Origin of the sequence: Ottowia sp., assembly GCF_047975795.1 — a bacterium.
GTDB lineage: Bacteria > Pseudomonadota > Gammaproteobacteria > Burkholderiales > Burkholderiaceae_C > Ottowia.
In genome coordinates this window covers 1-15,920 of the sequence record NZ_JBKEEE010000034.1, presented here as the reverse complement: position 1 = coordinate 15,920, position 15,920 = coordinate 1, and the positions used below count along the sequence as shown (strand labels likewise).

Here is a 15,920-nt window from a genome sequence, read left to right as displayed (position 1 = left end):
ACGAGCAACGCCGCATGACGCGGCGAGCGCAGTGCCAGTGGGTGCGGTGCGCCTTGATCTCCAAGGTGAGCGTTGGAAAGGGCAAAAAGTTGTGTATTCATGCGGCTTTCACGAAGAACACAAGCGGTCAACTGCTGGGTCTAGGATTATTGCTTAGTCAATTACAGACATGAAAAAAGCACTGACCGCATTGCTGCGGATCAGTGCTTTTGAATGTTGGTAGGACGTGGCAGGCTCGAACTGCCGACCAACGGATTAAAAGTCCGCTGCTCTACCAACTGAGCTAACGTCCCACATCCGGCGCACCCAACTTCAGCGCGCTGGAAAGCCTTGCATTATAGCCTGAGTTTTCAGGCGCTGGAAGCCAACTGGTTCAACACCCAGCCTGCGGCGCACAAGCCAAAGGCGGCGGTGACGGTGACGGTGGAGCCATAGCCGTGGCAGTTCAGCGTGCCGTCCATTTCCGCCGGTGAATTACACGCATCGGGCATGTGCACGGCCTCGCGGCTGAACACGGCCGTGACGCCGATGCGCTGGCCACCTGTGGGCGCGCCGTGATGGCGGCGCAGGCGGTAGCGCAGTTGGGCCATCAACGGATCGTGCGTGGCTTCAGCCACATCGGCAATTTCTGCTCGCTCGCCGTGGCGTTTGCCGCCTGCCCCACCCACGGTGATAAAGGTCACGCCCGTGCGCACCGCCCAGGCTGCCATGGCGACTTTGGCCGCCATCTGGTCACAAGCGTCGATGACGGCGTGCACACCTTGGGGCAGCATGTCGGGCCAGTTGTCTGGTGTCACAAAGTCATCCACCGCATGCACGATGCAGCCGGGGTGAATGTGCGTGATGCGTTCACGCATGGCGTCAACCTTGGCTTGCCCCAGCGTGCCTGTCAGCGCATGCACCTGCCGGTTGACGTTGGATTCGGCCACGTGGTCCAGGTCGACCAGCGTCAGCGCCGCCACACCGCTGCGCGCCAGCGCCTCAGCCGCCCACGAACCGACGCCGCCTATGCCCACCACCGCCACGTGCGCGGCGCGAATGCGGCGCGCGCCTTCAGCGCCGTACAAGCGCGCCAGGCCGCCAAAGCGGCGCTCTGTATCGACTGCATCGGCGGCATTGATCATGCCGGTCTGAACAACTTCGGTCATGCGGCGCGCTCCAGCTTGCGGTATTGGTATTGCAAGGCCAGCACGGCCCCGCCGACGATGCCCGCCACGGCAGTCAGGCTGGTCAGGCTGAGGGTGGACAGGCCACTCAGCCCCTGCCCCACGGTGCAGCCCAACGCGGTCACACCGCCGACACCCATCAGCGCACCGCCCAGCAGGTGATGCACCAACTCTTGCGTGGTGGCAAAGCCTTCCCAGCGGAACTCACGCCGCCACAGCGCCGAAAGCGCTGCGCCCACCACCATGCCCAGCACAGACGCCACGCCAACGCCCAGGTGCAGACTGCGGTCGCTGAACAGCAGCAGCCATTCCAGGCTGTACGCCAGCGGCGCAGTAAAAGTCAGCATTTCGATGCGCCCAGTGCGGGTGGCCAGATAAGCAGGCTCCAGCGTCTCCGGGTGCTCGGACACATAAGCCAACACGCCACTGACCCACCACATGCCCACAACCACCGCGCCCACGCCCAGCCCGGCCCACAGGTTGTCTGCATTGATGAACCCCTTGCCCATCAAAGCCCAGCCGAGCATCGGCACACCCGCCAGCAAGGCCGCACCCATCAACCCCTGCGGCAGCGTCCAGCCCCCAGCGGCAGACAGCCACTGCCCAGCAATGGCCGGGCCGCTGAATTCCACAAACACCCGGTCTACGGTGCTGGCACGCAGCACCCCGGTGATGCCGCGCAAAGTCGCATACGTGGCAAGCCCCATCACCAAAAACACCACCAGCGCCTTCAGGCTGCCTGACCCCATACGCACCAGCGTCTTGGCCCCGCAGCCGGAAGCCAGCACCATGCCCACGCCAAACAGCCCCCCGCCCACCAGCGCCGACAGCCACGCCCAGCGCGAAGCAGCGTACATCGAGTCAGCCACGCGCACCCAGCCGCTGGCGGCCAACACACCAAAGCCCAGCACAGCCACACCTGCGGCCAACGCCCACTGGCGCAGCCGCAACGTACTACCGGTGGTCATCACATCCGCCAGCGCGCCCATGGCGCAAAACCGGGTGCGCTGCATCAGCACGCCCAGCACGGCCGACAGCGCAAAGCTCCAGCCCAGTATCAAATCAGTGGTTTGTTGGATTTGGTTCATCGTCGCAGAGTGCGATGGTAATGCCCGTCGAGGACGCCCAGCGCCTCATGCCCCCAACCACCAGCTTGAACGCAGCAGCGCCCTTTTCTCCACAGGATGGTTCACACCAGGCGGCGGACTCAGACGTTGACCGCAGGAATTGCGGGGGCCTTTCCTATCACCCGCGCCATCGGCATCACCAAACGAACGCATGCGCCTTGGCCTGGGGCTGAATCCACCATCACATACCCGCCCAGATGCCGGGCGCGCCGCCGCATTCCCGACAAACCTTTGCCCATGCACAGGAGGCTGCGATCTGCCGCAGGCGTTGCCATTTCAACGGATTGCATCAGCAAGCGCGCAGGGATGCCGATGCCGTTATCGGCCACCTCCAGCACCAATTCGTCATACGTCTTCGCGTACCGGCAAGTCACGCGGATCTGCGTGGCACCGGAATGCCTCATGGCGTTGGCCAGCGCCTCTTGCGCAATGCGCAAAACCTGTCGCGCCGAATCACCGCGCACGGCGTCCAAACGTTCGGTTTCAGAAATATCCCAGTACAACTCGACCGAGGCCATCTCCAGCAGCGGCTGCATTCGATAGCGCAGGCAAGCCAGATGACTGAGCGCCGATGCCTCGCTATCGGCTCCGTCGACCAGCAATTTGAGTTCCACCAAACAATGCTGCAAAGACACCGCCGTCGCGCGCTGCGTGGGTTGGCCCACGTCCAGCGCCAAGATGATGCTGGCCAGTTGCGCGCCCACGCCATCATGCAAATCTTGCGCCAGTTGATCACGCACCGGCCCTGGCGCGGGCAGCTGCTTGACCACGCTCAGGCGGTGCGTCAATGCCCGCCACAGCACAAACAGGCCGATGGCATAGGCATCATGCGCTGCCGATACACGCACCGGGCCATCGCCCGCCGCACGCATATCGACCAGCATGACGCCCACGCCCAGCACCGACATCAGCAGCACCATCCAGCCCCTGGCGCTGGACTTTCCCCAGATCGTGTGGGCCAGCATCAACACCAAAATCACGGTGCCACAAAGGTTGACGCCCTCCCACGCCCCTGCCCATTGATGCGCCAAAGACGCACAGCCCAAGCCCATCACCAACTGGCTCAACGCCACCAGTGCAGCCAGGCGGTGGCCGGGAAAACCGGCCACGGCGCTCATCAAAAACACGCTCACACCAAAAATCAGGAACTGATAAGCCACCCGGGTCGCCGTGCGTTCATACCCTTGAAACCAGCCCAATGTGAGCAGGTAGCCCATGCCTATCATCACCAGCCATGGCACCGTTGCCTGCGCGTAACGCAGATCAATCATTCGCCCATATTGGTGCCAGCGCGCCAGCAGATACGCGATCAGCCCCAGCGCGATCAGCGACTCAATCAGCGTATGTGCCAATGACCACATCACAGTTCATCCGCATCAGGAGCCTTGCGTCCCAAAGCATCACCCCTCAATACAGCAGACCACGCACCGTGGCCTGATTGACCGCCTGTGCCCGCGTGCGAACCTGCAACTTGCGGTACACGTTCTTGATGTGCGTGTTCACCGTCTGGGTGCTGATGGCCAGGCGTTTGCCAATCTCGCCGCTGGTATAGCCGGTGGCCACCAAGCGCAGAATTTCCCGCTCGCGCTCCGACAGTTTGTCAGCACCATTGAAAGCATCTGTTTTCGGCGCTGCGCTGCGCTGCACACTGCCTTGCCCACCCAGGCGGCGCAGCAACCGACGCGCCAGATTGGGCGTGATCGAAGCGCCGCCATTGACCACCTGCAACACCGCTTGCGAAAAGCTGCCAAACCACGAATTTTTGATGAGATAGCCCGTGGCCCCCAGCTCAAAGGCGTGGATGGCGTGCTCTTCGTCTTCCATGGCCGACACCACCACCGCCTCGGCCACGGGCCGCAGGCTCTTCATGGCCTCGATCAACTGAAAACCAGTGCCATCACCCAGGTTCAGGTCAATCAGCATGACATCGAACTCGTGCCGCGCCATCAAGCGCCTGCCTTCGCGCAGCGAACCAGCCTGGCCGACCAGGTTGATGCGCGCATCGGCCAGCAACTCCTGCGCCATCACGCGCCGCATGTGCGGATCGTCGTCCACCAGCAGCACGCGCACCGGTTGCTCGGGCTGTCCAATCAAAAAATGGGGCCAACTGGACACCGCCAGCGCCTGCATATTGGGCAAAGACATGACCTGCGCACCACTGCTGGCAGTGGTCAGCTCGGCCCATTCTGAGGATGTGTTCATGCGTTCCTCCCATGTCGCCAAAACCGCTGCCACCTCAAGCAAAAAGAGTCAAATCACCTCGTCTCCCCACGGGCTTTTCGGCCAGCAGCACATCAATTCATCGTGAACAATTCATCAAAACATAGACGTATTTGCAACATTTTTGATGAATTTTTTGTAGCTATTTCGAGTTATTTCATAAAAAACATTCAGTTACTACCTCATCGGTTCACCTTCATTGCTACTGAAAATATAGCTTTTAAACCATGTTTTATAGCGTAAATTGACGCTTACTCGCTGCTTACAAGTCATCGCTGCTCCATCATTTGGTGTATCTATTTGCAGCGATTGGCGCACCCATGCTCTTGACAAGAAACTGACATCGACGGAACAGCCCAGCCAGGCATCCGAGCAGGACACCCAGGCCGCAGCCCCGTCAAGCACCGGAATTACTGGAATCCGCCAGCAGATCCGGTCACGTGCAAGACCACCTTTTGGAGGACCACATCATGAAATCGCTTGCATTCTTCGCGCTCAGCGCCATTGCTACCGCCGCCATGGCCACGGGGCCTGCCCCTGCCGCCAAGCTGACGATCAGTGGCATTTCAACCCAGTTGGCCACGGTCAATGGCGGCTCCAACGTCACCAACACGGCCAATTCCTACACCTATGCCAACCAGAACATCGCTTCCAACAAAGGCAGCGTGGACATCAAGGGCAAGTCAGAGCAGTCGGCCGTCATCACCGATTCGCAAGTGACCAACACCGCCGTCAACAAAGGTGATGTGGCGGTGCAAAACGTCGCCTCCAACGCGGGCGAGGTATCGGTTGAAAAGCCCAGCGGCTTTTTCGCCATTGGCGGCAAGTCTGAGCAAGAAGCCACCATCAAGGGCAGCAGCCTGATCAACGAAGCCGATGGCAGCAGCGCTTGCGGCGGCTGGAATTGTGACGATGCGGCATTGGCCTATCAAAACGCGGCCAGCAACTTTGGCAACGTAACCATTGCGGGCACCAGCAAACAATCGTTCACGATGAATGGCAACTCAGTCGCCGAAAACAAGGCGTTGGGCGCAAAAACCGTGGCCGTGCAGAACATGTCGTCCAACTATGGCGACGTGGCCATCGCTGGCTATTCGTCGCAGGCCACCGTCATTGCGGGCAACTCCCGCGTCGGCAACTACGCCTTTGGCGAAGCAGCACACGCCTACCAGAATCTGGCGTCCAACGACTCGTGCGATCCACCACCGCCCGTTTGCGTCGGCCCAGCTTGCGGCCCTTACCAATAAAAAGGCAAAGGCTCGCCAAACTTTCTGGCGACATGACCTGTATGGGCAAGCCTTTGCGGCGCTTGGGCATCAGGTCATGTGTCAGGTTGTGAAATTCACCGCCTGACGCGCTTGTTTCCTGAACACACTCTGGGAGAAGTTGCCATGTTCAAACCCACACATGCACCGCTTGCCTGGGTCAGCGCCATGCTCGCCATGGCGCTGGCTGCGGCTACTGCCCATGCCGCTCCAGGTGAAGACACCGTAACCATCAGCAACCGTGTCTCGTACCTTCAGATGCCGACCTCGCCCCTGGCCAAGTCTGGCCATATCGAATTTCGACAAGACATTCCGGATGATCTGGCAGCCAAGGCGTCGCGCTACACCGCCAAGGCGTACAGCCCTGACGTGGGAAACGTGAAGACCGAGCGCGATGTGGTGCAGTCGGTCAAAACCACGGGCACGCAAACCACCTGCTACCAGTCGGTGGGCAGCACCTCAGCCGTTCCCACAGGTGCCGGTGGCACCGTGCAAATGGGCGACAACGAACAGATCGTCGTGTTGCGCGGCGACCTGATCAACATTTGCAACTGATCTTTGGCGCGCACCTTGATGGCCATCACCCGATGCGCGCCTTTTTCCTGAGGCGGGTGCTTTTGAGACTGCACTACGGCACCCGACACCCTGAATTTTTGTGGCCGTGCGCGAACAGGGCTGGGCAAGGGAGACCGTCATGACATCAGACCCATACATTGCCAAAAAAACCGCTAAGACAACCGCCAAGACAACTGGCAAAACAGCGGCCAAAGCGCTCGCAGCCCCTGCGGGCCGCAAAGCATCGCGAACAGGCTGGATCGCCCTGGCGTTCAGCCTGCTGGCCAGTGGTTGCGGCACGCTGGATGCGCGCCGCGATGCCGACTACCACGCCGCAGCCAACACGGCCGACCGTCCTGTGGTCAGGCCCGTGCGCTCAATCTCCAGTTTTTCCGAATCGCTGATGTGCATGGACCAGATGCTGCGCGCCGCTGAAATTCCCACCACCTTGATCACCAGCAAGCAGTTCCCCGATTTTTCAGGCCGTGTGCCGGTGGCCACTAAAGACATGATCGTCACGGCGCTGTCGCAAATGTCGCACGTCAGCAATGCCTTTCGCTACGTGGACTTTGAAGTCGACATCGCCCGGCAAGACACGGTACAAAACCTCACCACCATCTTGCTGAACAACAACCAGATGCAATTGCAGCGGCCAGCGCTGTATGTGTCGGGTGCCATCGCTTTTGTAGACCAAAACGTCATCAGCAACCGGGCCACTGGGGGCACATCAGCCAGCCGCCTGGACACCGGCTACAGCCGCAGCCGCAACGCCACCGTGGTGGGGCTGGAGGCACATCTGGGCGACTTTCGCACCCGCACCATCATCCCCGGCCTGGATTCGGCCAACGAGGTGGTGATTGGCGGCGCTGGCGAGGGCCTGGACGTGGGTGGGCGCATTGGCGACTACGGTGTGCGCTTCAACATCGGGCGCGACTACGCCCAAGGCGCGGGCGGCGCGCTGCGCACCCTGGTCGATCTGGCGATGATCGAGCTGGTCGGCAAATGGGCGCGCGTGCCCTACTGGCAATGCCTGATGCTGGAGCAGACCAACCCCAGCTTTCAGCGCCAGATGCGCGACTGGTACACCGAAAGCGGTGCGGGCGGTCAGTTGCAACTGGTGCGTACCTCGCTCATCAGCCAGGGCTATCTGCCCGCAGGCTCTGAACATCTGCCCCTGAACGACCCCGCCCTGCGTCTGGCCGTGGCACGGTTTCAGACCGACAAGGACGTGGTGGTCAGCGGCGTGATCGACTTTCCTACGTACGAAGCGGCCCTGCGCAACTTCGTGACGCTGGGCACCGACGGCGCGCTGGTCCGCGTCGGCTGGAGCAACCAGAACGCGCAACAAGTCGCTGTGGCAAACGGCCAGCAAGTCCCCTTGATGCACCTGAGTGCACCCGTGCCGTGGACGCTCAATCTGCAAATCGAAAACCCGCAGCCGGTGGGCGAACGCCCAGCCTTTACCGAAGGCGAGCAGGTGTTTGCATCCGTCAGGGTGTCGCGCGCCTCGCACCTGTACTGCTACTTTGCCGATTCCAGCGGTGGCGTCATGCGCCTGCTGCCCAACGCCTTGCAAACCAACTCATTGGTCTCGGCCGATCAGACTGTGCGCATCCCCGACTGGATGGCCCCCAACCCCGGCTTCATTCTGGACGCCGGTAAACCCGGCACCGAGGCGTTGATGTGCGTGGCCACGTCGGAAGACGCGCAACCCAAACTGCCTGCCGACTTGCAAATGCCCGCATTGACGGCGCTCAAAGACGTACAAGGCATTGGCGGCATACAAGAGCGCTTTGCCGCCACCATGGGGCCGCAGGACTATGTGGCCCAAACCGTGCAGTGGCGCGTGGTGCCACAGCCCGCACAGACTGATGCCAACGGCACCCCAGCTGCGCAACGCTGATGTACCGCCGCACCGCTTTTTGCCGCCACCCATGCACGCCACGGGAGTCGCCAGCCATGCACCATCGCATTGGGTTTTCCAGCCATGGCTTTAACTCAGCCCAGCTGGCAACCTGCGCACGCCTGTGCCTGCTTGGGCTGCTGGCAACGGCTGGGGGTGCCGCCAGCGTTCATGTCCGCGCGGCTGCTACCGCACAGCCAGAGGCCGCACCTCAAAAGATGCAAGCCATTGAGCGCCCTTCTCTGCAACCTCAGCACATTGACACTGTGCCTGCTGCGGCACCCAAGATCGACCCTCAGCCGCAAAGCGGACAGCCTCAAATTGATACGCCAGCCATCGCCACCCCTTCACTCAACGCCCGCGACAGCGGCGCTGACCGAATCCGCCGTGAACTACAGCGCCTGACCCGCACCGCCGAATCCACCCGCACCGTGGGCAGCACCACCAAATCGGCCCAGGCCGCATGGCAGTTGGGATTGATTTACCTGCACGGCGCAGGCGTGCGGCAAGACCTGGGGGCCGCCCAGCGGTGGTTTGAGCAGGCCGCACGCTTTGGCCGCGAGCCATGGGCTTACGCAGGCATGGCCTGGTGCCACATCGACGGTTGCATGGGGCCACCCAGCCCCGATGCCGCCGCCCAGGCCATAGCCCAGTTGCGCCCGCGCCATCCGGCCAGGGCCGACTATCTTGAATGGGTGCTGCGCGCCCGCCAAGCACCTTTGCAAGTCGCCAAGCCAGGACAAACGCAGGACCAGGCGCTGGAATTAAGCCACCGCCCCCTGCTGGAAAAAGCCGCCGCCGCAGGCGATGTGCACGCCAACATCGAACTGGGCATGAACGCCGCCGCACGCCAGCAGCTCGATCAGGCCGAACGCTATTTTCGCCGGGCGGGTGCCCAATCAGCCGCTGCACAGGCCAACTTGCAAGAACTGGCTGCCCGCCATGCACGCCCCAACCCCGCGCCTGCCAACACCACACGCCCCAACACCACCACCCACCCCGGTGCAGCAGACGCACTGGCACTGGCGCGCAAGTACCACCGCGGCGAAGGTGTGCCCGCCAACTTTGCCGAAGCCATCCGGTTTTATCAATTGGCCGAATCGCGCGGCAGCGTGGAAGCCAAGCGCATGCTGGCGCTGATCAACTCACGCCCCGCGCCCGGCGGCGGCTTCAACGCCGCGTGGATGCAGCAACTGGCCTACGCCAACGCCAGCACCACCATCCCGACCATCGGCACAGGCAGCGCCACACACATGCTGCACCGCGAACCGACCCCGCTCTACGACCTGCTGCCCGCTTTCTGGCGGCAGCAAATCACGCTGGTCAGCCGGTAAACGCCACCACCCTTGCCAAGACAACCGTCAGGACGCCCCTTCAACGCGGCACGGCCAAACGCTGGCGCACAGCCCCTCGGCTAACATTGGCCGCATCTCTTTGCCTGCGGCACCCTTGTGCATTCAACCCTGGCCTGAAGATGCGCCCCACCATCTCCAAATCTGCTCGCCCCCATATGCGCCTGGCCCTGGATCTGGCCGCACGCGCACGCCCAGTGAGCGCCCCCAACCCCGCCGTCGGCTGCGTGATCGTGGGGCCAGACGAACGCGTGCTGGGTCAAGGCCATACCCAACCCGTGGGGCAAGCCCACGCTGAAATCATGGCTTTGCACGATGCCACTACACGCGGATATTCGACGGTGGGTGCCACGGCCTACGTCACCCTGGAGCCTTGCGCCCACCACGGTCGCACCGGCCCATGTTGCGATGCGCTGATTGAAGCGGGCATCAGCAGCGTAGTGGCCTCACTGCAAGACCCCAACCCCAAGGTCGCAGGCCAGGGCTTTGCGCGTTTGCGTGCCGCAGGGGTGCACGTGCGCGTGGGCGACGGTGCAAGCGAGGCACGCGAATTGAACCTGGGTTTTTTCAGTCGCATGGTGCGTGGCACGCCCTGGGTACGTCTGAAAGCCGCCAGCTCGCTGGACGGTGTCACCGCCCTGGCCAACGGGCAAAGCCAGTGGATCACCTCACCCGAGGCCCGCGCCGATGGCCATGCATGGCGCGCGCGCGCCTGCGCCGTGCTGACTGGCATCGGCACCGTGCTGCAAGACGATCCGCTGCTTGATGTACGACTGGCCCCCGCACCGCGCCAGCCCATGCTGGTGGTGGTGGACAGTCGGCTCAACACCCCGCTGACCGCGCGCCTGTGGAGCGTGCCCCATCGGCGCGTGCTGATTTACACCGCTGTAGACAGCCCGGATCGTCAGCGCCTGTTCACTGAACGCGGTACCGAAGTGGTGGTTTTGCCCAATGCGCAAGGCCAAGTCGATCTGGCCGCCGCCTTGCGCGATCTGGCCACGCGCGAAGTCAACGAAGTGCACGTCGAGGCCGGCCACACACTCAACGGTGCATTGATCCGTGAAGGTCTGATGGATGAAATGCTGCTTTACCAGGCACCGCTGTTGCTGGGCCAGGGCCAAGGCATTGCCGCCATCAGACCTTTAACAGCACTGGCGCAAGGGTTGCGCATACAGCGGCGCGACGCTCAACCCATTGGCCCTGATCTGCGCCTGCTGCTGCGCCCGGCAGGGCGCGACGCATTTTGAGCCGCGCCTTTCAAGCAGGCGATTTTTCTGGCGCGGGTGATCCAGCCGCGCCCTTGCCCTTGGGCTTGTCCAGCACCGCCATTTGCATCGAGACATCGAACAAGCGCACCTTGCTGGCGTAGTGCCGGTCTAAACGCCACTCGTCCAGAATTTCCATCGCCAGCTTGAACCGGTCAGCATCCAGCAGGTATAAATCGGCAATCGGAAACTGCGCCTCGGATTCCAGCGCCAGCACCAGCCGGGACAGGGTTTTGGCATGGCTGTTGTCGGGCTGCCGCTCGATGAATTGGCGGGCTTCCTTGATGGCGCGCATGGCAAGGTGTCCTTGAATGAATGAGTTAAGTCAATGCGAGAGGCGGCAAGACCACGCCACCCAGAATTTGGCATCCTAACCATTTGCGCACGGGTTTTCTACCGTGTCATCGAACTGTCATGAATATGACAAATTCAAAACCGGGGGCAGCGCAGCATCGGCATCTTTTTGATGTCTGGTTTTGACAAACCAGCGCATGACTCGATCGTTGCTTTGGATGGGCAGAGAATATGCGCATAAAATACACGCATCATTGATGTTTGGTCACCATGAAACACTTAGACAACGCCCCCAAGAAAGCCACCAACCTGTCGCTCAACAGCAAGGTGCTGGAGATGGCGCGCGAGCTGGGCATGAACATCTCACAAACCGTGGACGAGCTGCTGGCCGCCGAGGTCAAGCGGCGCTACTGGGCCAGGTGGGCCGAAGAAAACAGTGAGGCCGTGGCCGCCTACAACGCGCGCATCGCCAAGGAAGGCTTGCCACTGGCCAAGTACCGCAGCTTCTGACATGGCCCGCTTCGACGTCTATCGCCACCCAGATGCCGCGCTGCGCAAGCGCACGCCTTTTCTGCTGGACGTGCAAAACGACTACATCAGCGGCCTCAACACGCGCGTGGTGCTGCCAATGCGCGCCGCGAAAATGGTCGGCACGCCCATGCGTGACCTCAACCCCGCCTTCGACATCGGCGACGTTCAGGTCGTGCTGGACACCTCCGCCATCGCGGCCTTTCCCGCCGCAGAGTTGCGCACTCCCGTCATGAACTTGCGCGCGCAGGCCGAGCACATCGTCAACGCGCTCGACACCGTTTTCGGATCGTATTGAGGAAGCGTCATCTGTGGACACATCAAAGCAGAGCAACTTGGCTGCACAACACTCGCCCCGCCTCCCCCGCCCAGTGCGCCAGCAGTACGAAGACTTCATGCGCCACGTGTTCGACCACGGCGCAGCCAAAGGCGACCGCACCGGCACCGGCACGCGCAGCGTGTTCGGCCACCAGATGCGCTTTGACCTGGACGAGGGCTTTCCGCTGGTCACCACCAAGAAGGTGCACCTGAAAAGCATCATCCACGAGCTGCTGTGGTTTCTGCGCGGTGACGGCAATGCGCGCTGGCTGCAAGAGCGCGGCGTCACCATCTGGGACGAGTGGGCGAGGCCCGATGGCGATCTGGGGCCGGTGTACGGCGTGCAGTGGCGCAGTTGGCCGCTGCCGAGTGGTGGCCACATCGACCAGATTGCCGAGGTGGTGCAGCAACTCAAGAGCAACCCCGATTCGCGCCGCATCATCGTCAGCGCCTGGAACGTGGCCGATCTGCCCCAGATGGCGCTGATGCCATGCCACGCTTTTTTCCAGTTCTACGTGGCAGATGGCAAGCTGAGCTGCCAGCTTTACCAGCGCAGCGCCGACATCTTTTTGGGCGTGCCCTTCAACATCGCCAGCTACGCGCTGCTGACGCACATGCTGGCCCAGCAGTGTGATCTGGCTGTGGGCGACTTCATCTGGACCGGTGGCGACTGCCACATTTACAACAACCATTTTGAGCAGGTGCAAGCGCAACTCAGCCGCCAGCCCTACCCTTACCCCACGCTGCACATCAAGCACCGACCGCCGTCCATCTTTGACTACGCCTACGAAGACTTTGAAGTGCTCGAATACCAGCACCACCCGGCCATCAAGGCACCGGTGGCGGTGTGAACAGGCGCAGCCCTGTCTGCGTGCCAGTCAATCAACCTTTTGCTCTGCTTTTTATAGCTCCATGTGATTTATAGACATCTGCTGCAGCTGCCATTTCCGCAATGAAGTTTCAGAAACGGCATGCAACGATGGCGTGACAAGATCCCGCTTGACCTGCCACAAGCCGGACACTCTGAAGTATCTACTCGGGTATAGTTTTTCGATCTTGTGGCCAACCGTTGGAGACGGCACAGGTTCCACTAAAAAACCAGGTGCAACAGCCCATCCGCGCCAAGCTGGTAGCTGCCCAAATCGCACTTCAAAAGCAAGGGAGAAACACATATGACCACACTCGCCTTCGTGATGCTGGTGATTGTCATCTTCGTGGGGCTTCTGGGCATGGAAAGCTCCGCCGCAGGCGATGGTCATCGCCTGCCACGTGCCACCGGCTTATGGACCTGGCTGACCACCGGCAACTGGTCGGCCAAGCTGGGGCCGGGCTGATCATCCTGGGTGTGGGTGCGCTGCTGCGCTACATGCTCATCAACGTTGAGCTGCCTGACGTATTGAAGCTAGGGTCAGGCATGGTGCTCAGCATGGTGCTGGCCGTCGCCGCGCTGGCATTGCGCACGCAGCCACAACGCCGCGGCCTGCGCCTGGCCTTGGCCGGTGCGGCAGGCGGTATTGCCTACCTCACCGCCTACAGCGCATACGCCCTGTTCAACTACGTCGCGTTGCCATCGACCGCATTTGCTTTGCTGCTGTTGGTGGCCATCATGGTGGGTGTGATTGCGGTGCGCGAGCGTGCGCAGTCGATGGCGGTGCTGGTCATGCTGGGCGACTTTATCGCCCCTTACTTTGCGCTCGACAAAGCATCACCACTGGAACTCAACGGTTATTACCTGCTGCTCAGTCTGCTGGTGCTCGCAATGGTGATGCTGCGCGGCTGGCGCTCGCTGATTCATCTGAGCTTTTTGTTCACGCTGGCGGCCACGCTGTTTTTTGGCTGGTCAAACAACTATTACGCACCGCAGCACTACAACGTGATGCTGCCCATGCTGCTGGCACTGACCAGCGTGCATTTGCTCATGCCTTTGCTGGAAGGCGCACATGCCGGGCGTCGCGCCGCCTGGTTGCAACGTGTTGACCAGGGCTATGCCTGGGCCTTGCCTCTGACGGCGCTGGCACTGGCTTTCCAGTTGGCACCTGCTGGCGATCAGACTGCACTGGCCATGGCACTGTTGGCCGGTGTATGGGCGCTGGGTGGCATCGTCGCGCACCTGACGCGTCAGCCTGTTGCGCGGTATTTGTGGTGGGTCGGTGCCATGCTGCTGATGGCCGCCGTGGTGCACCTGCACGATCTGAGTCTGCCGTGGCCTTTGTTGGGCATGCTGATCGCATCAACCCTGTACGTCCGCGCGCACCGTCTGGGGCTGCAAGCAGCTCAGCAGGACTGGCTGGGGCTGGCTGTCTTGACGCTGGCAGCCATGCACATTGCCGAAAACGCTTTTGGTTTTGCTTCGCAAGACAGCCGTTGGGCGTACGCCCAGCGTTTCATGCTGGCCGGGCTGCTGCTCGGTACCGCCTGGGCAGGCCATCGCCGTGGTAACGGTTTTGTGGCCATCATGGGATGGGCAGGCGGCTTGTGGGGCGCTTTGACGCTCATCAGCCTGCTGGGCGATCTGCAACTGAACAACTGGCCCACCATTTTGTTCGTGCTGGGCCTGGTGGCCAGCGGCGCTTTGTACGTGCTGCGCCAGCATGCCCCTTACATCGCAGTTCCTGCGGCACTGGCGGTCTGGCTGACGGTCAGCGGGCTGGCGGCAGCGGCTGAAATGTCACACCCCTGGACGTTGCTGGGCGCTCTTTGTGCATTGGTGGGCATGGGCTTGCTGGCCCTGGTCGCACTGCACGATCCAGAAGAAGACCACAGCAGCACTGTGGCCAGCGTGGTTCTGCTTTTGTTACCCTTGGCGCTGTGGCCATGGGTCAATGCCGAAGGGCGTTATTGGGACTGGAGGGGCACCGCGTTCAACCTGAGCATTCTGATGGTCGGTGTACTGACATCCAGCGTTATCGCACGGTACCGCTTGGCCAAAGACAGCAGTTGGCACCAAAACCTGGCCCCTGCCATGTTCTATGTGGTTTCAGGGGCGCTGGCCTTGCGGCTGATAGCACACATTGGGCGCGACACATGGAGCATCGTCTTTGAAGTGCTGGCGCTGGTTTATCTGGCCCGGCGCATTCACTGGGCCTGGCAAGACAAACCCGATGGGGCACTGACCAGGCGCTACCAACTGATGGGCGTGCTGCTGGTCGCCTTGTTCTTGCAAGCCGTATGTCTGCGCCAGTGGGGGCCACCGGACGAGCTATTGAGCATGGCGGATTTGCGCCGCATGTCGGCACCCGTGCTGCTGTCTTTGCTGTGGGCCGCGCTGGGCGCATTGCTGGCTATTGGCGGGCACCGGTTGCGCGAACGCTCCATATGGTCCACCGGCGCTGCCTTGCTGGTGGTGGCCGCAGGCAAAATCGTGCTGCTGGACTCCGGCTCACTCGGCTCGCTGCCCAACATCCTCGCCGTGATGTCTGCGGGCGGGCTGTTCCTGGCGGTCAGCTGGTGGGCACCGTTCCCACCGGCGCGGCCTACGCCACCACCGCCCCCTCCGTCCAAAAAACGCGACCCTGCGTCTGTTGCCCCACGCCCGCGCCCACGTACACCCCAGTCGGCAGAGGCCGCCATGGCGACTGCACGCCCCCGCACTGCTTCAGACACCGCTTCAAGCAAATCGTCAGACCCTGAGTGGCGCGACACCGTGCCCATGGTGCGCCGCGAACCCACCAGCCCAGCCAGCGATGCGCTGCCCCAACGCAAGCGCAGGCCCGCAGTGCCCATCCCGGCCCCAGAGCCGCCAGAAAACCACTTGTGGATTTGGGTTGCTGCAACTAGCCTGCTGTTGATGGTGTGGGTGGGCTATATGTCGCATCCCGGACGATTGGATAGATACTAGACGCATTGCACTGTTCATGGCCCGAGACGTGATGCGAGGGCTGATCGAGCAGATGCAACCCGAGCAGTCATCTGTCCAACCAGGCCCAT

General features: G+C 61.9%; 15 protein-coding genes and 1 tRNA gene. 10 read left to right on the top strand and 6 right to left on the bottom strand.

The genetic code is table 11. The features are described 5' to 3' along the window. Positions 1 to 217 precede the first annotated feature (217 nt). The 5 genes from ACK5NW_RS04875 to ACK5NW_RS04855 form a co-directional block, all read right to left on the bottom strand. Positions 218 to 293, bottom strand: a tRNA-Lys gene (locus ACK5NW_RS04875). Between the two features lie 57 nt (positions 294 to 350). Continuing rightward, positions 351 to 1,148 (bottom strand): ThiF family adenylyltransferase, encoded by a 798-nt coding sequence (locus tag ACK5NW_RS04870; protein ID WP_416925625.1) that lies wholly within the window; start codon positions 1,146 to 1,148, stop codon positions 351 to 353. Beyond that, positions 1,145 to 2,254, bottom strand: a complete 1,110-nt coding sequence (locus tag ACK5NW_RS04865) for a YeeE/YedE family protein (RefSeq protein ID WP_416925623.1) — start codon at positions 2,252 to 2,254, stop codon at positions 1,145 to 1,147. Before ACK5NW_RS04865 ends, ACK5NW_RS04870 begins: the two co-directional genes overlap by 4 nt. Positions 2,255 to 2,373: 119 nt before the next feature. Beyond that, entirely contained in the window at positions 2,374 to 3,654 is a 1,281-nt protein-coding gene (locus ACK5NW_RS04860; protein WP_416925621.1) for a sensor histidine kinase, read from the bottom strand. 46 nt (positions 3,655 to 3,700) lie between these two features. Beyond that, positions 3,701 to 4,438: a response regulator gene (locus ACK5NW_RS04855; RefSeq protein ID WP_416925627.1), complete on the bottom strand. Its 738-nt coding sequence runs from the start codon at positions 4,436 to 4,438 to the stop codon at positions 3,701 to 3,703. A 545-nt stretch (positions 4,439 to 4,983) separates the two neighbouring features. On the opposite strand from ACK5NW_RS04855, the gene ACK5NW_RS04850 reads away from it, so the two are divergent. The 5 genes from ACK5NW_RS04850 to ribD all read left to right on the top strand — a co-directional run bounded on the left by ACK5NW_RS04850 (position 4,984) and on the right by ribD (position 10,835). Further along, a complete protein-coding gene (locus tag ACK5NW_RS04850; RefSeq protein ID WP_416925619.1) occupies positions 4,984 to 5,760 on the top strand; it encodes a hypothetical protein in 777 nt (258 codons plus the stop codon). 144 nt (positions 5,761 to 5,904) lie between these two features. Then, the gene (locus tag ACK5NW_RS04845) at positions 5,905 to 6,333 is read left to right on the top strand and encodes a hypothetical protein (protein ID WP_416925617.1); all 429 of its coding nucleotides are present in this window, start codon (positions 5,905 to 5,907) and stop codon (positions 6,331 to 6,333) included. 139 nt (positions 6,334 to 6,472) lie between these two features. Next, complete coding sequence (locus ACK5NW_RS04840; protein WP_416925615.1) at positions 6,473 to 8,236, top strand: DUF4384 domain-containing protein; 1,764 nt, start codon at positions 6,473 to 6,475, stop codon at positions 8,234 to 8,236. A gap of 56 nt (positions 8,237 to 8,292) precedes the next feature. Beyond that, complete coding sequence (locus tag ACK5NW_RS04835) at positions 8,293 to 9,570, top strand: tetratricopeptide repeat protein (protein ID WP_416925613.1); 1,278 nt, start codon at positions 8,293 to 8,295, stop codon at positions 9,568 to 9,570. A gap of 140 nt (positions 9,571 to 9,710) precedes the next feature. Next, a complete protein-coding gene (gene ribD, locus ACK5NW_RS04830) occupies positions 9,711 to 10,835 on the top strand; it encodes a bifunctional diaminohydroxyphosphoribosylaminopyrimidine deaminase/5-amino-6-(5-phosphoribosylamino)uracil reductase RibD (protein ID WP_416925611.1) in 1,125 nt (374 codons plus the stop codon). Positions 10,836 to 10,845: 10 nt separating this feature from the next. On the opposite strand, the gene ACK5NW_RS04825 is transcribed toward ribD, so the two are convergent. Continuing rightward, positions 10,846 to 11,148, bottom strand: coding sequence for a hypothetical protein (locus ACK5NW_RS04825; RefSeq protein ID WP_416925609.1), 303 nt, complete (start codon positions 11,146 to 11,148; stop codon positions 10,846 to 10,848). A 269-nt stretch (positions 11,149 to 11,417) separates the two neighbouring features. On the opposite strand from ACK5NW_RS04825, the gene ACK5NW_RS04820 reads away from it, so the two are divergent. From ACK5NW_RS04820 to ACK5NW_RS04800, 5 genes are all read left to right on the top strand, one after another. Continuing rightward, the gene (locus ACK5NW_RS04820; protein ID WP_416925607.1) at positions 11,418 to 11,657 is read left to right on the top strand and encodes a type II toxin-antitoxin system CcdA family antitoxin; all 240 of its coding nucleotides are present in this window, start codon (positions 11,418 to 11,420) and stop codon (positions 11,655 to 11,657) included. Position 11,658: 1 nt separating this feature from the next. Beyond that, positions 11,659 to 11,973, top strand: a complete 315-nt coding sequence (locus tag ACK5NW_RS04815; protein ID WP_416925606.1) for a CcdB family protein — start codon at positions 11,659 to 11,661, stop codon at positions 11,971 to 11,973. 37 nt (positions 11,974 to 12,010) lie between these two features. After that, complete coding sequence (locus ACK5NW_RS04810) at positions 12,011 to 12,844, top strand: thymidylate synthase (RefSeq protein WP_416925604.1); 834 nt, start codon at positions 12,011 to 12,013, stop codon at positions 12,842 to 12,844. A gap of 321 nt (positions 12,845 to 13,165) precedes the next feature. Further along, the gene (locus tag ACK5NW_RS04805) at positions 13,166 to 13,327 is read left to right on the top strand and encodes a hypothetical protein (RefSeq protein WP_416925602.1); all 162 of its coding nucleotides are present in this window, start codon (positions 13,166 to 13,168) and stop codon (positions 13,325 to 13,327) included. Continuing rightward, positions 13,276 to 15,831: a DUF2339 domain-containing protein gene (locus ACK5NW_RS04800; RefSeq protein ID WP_416925600.1), complete on the top strand. Its 2,556-nt coding sequence runs from the start codon at positions 13,276 to 13,278 to the stop codon at positions 15,829 to 15,831. Before ACK5NW_RS04805 ends, ACK5NW_RS04800 begins: the two co-directional genes overlap by 52 nt. The last annotated feature ends 89 nt before the right edge of the window (positions 15,832 to 15,920 follow it).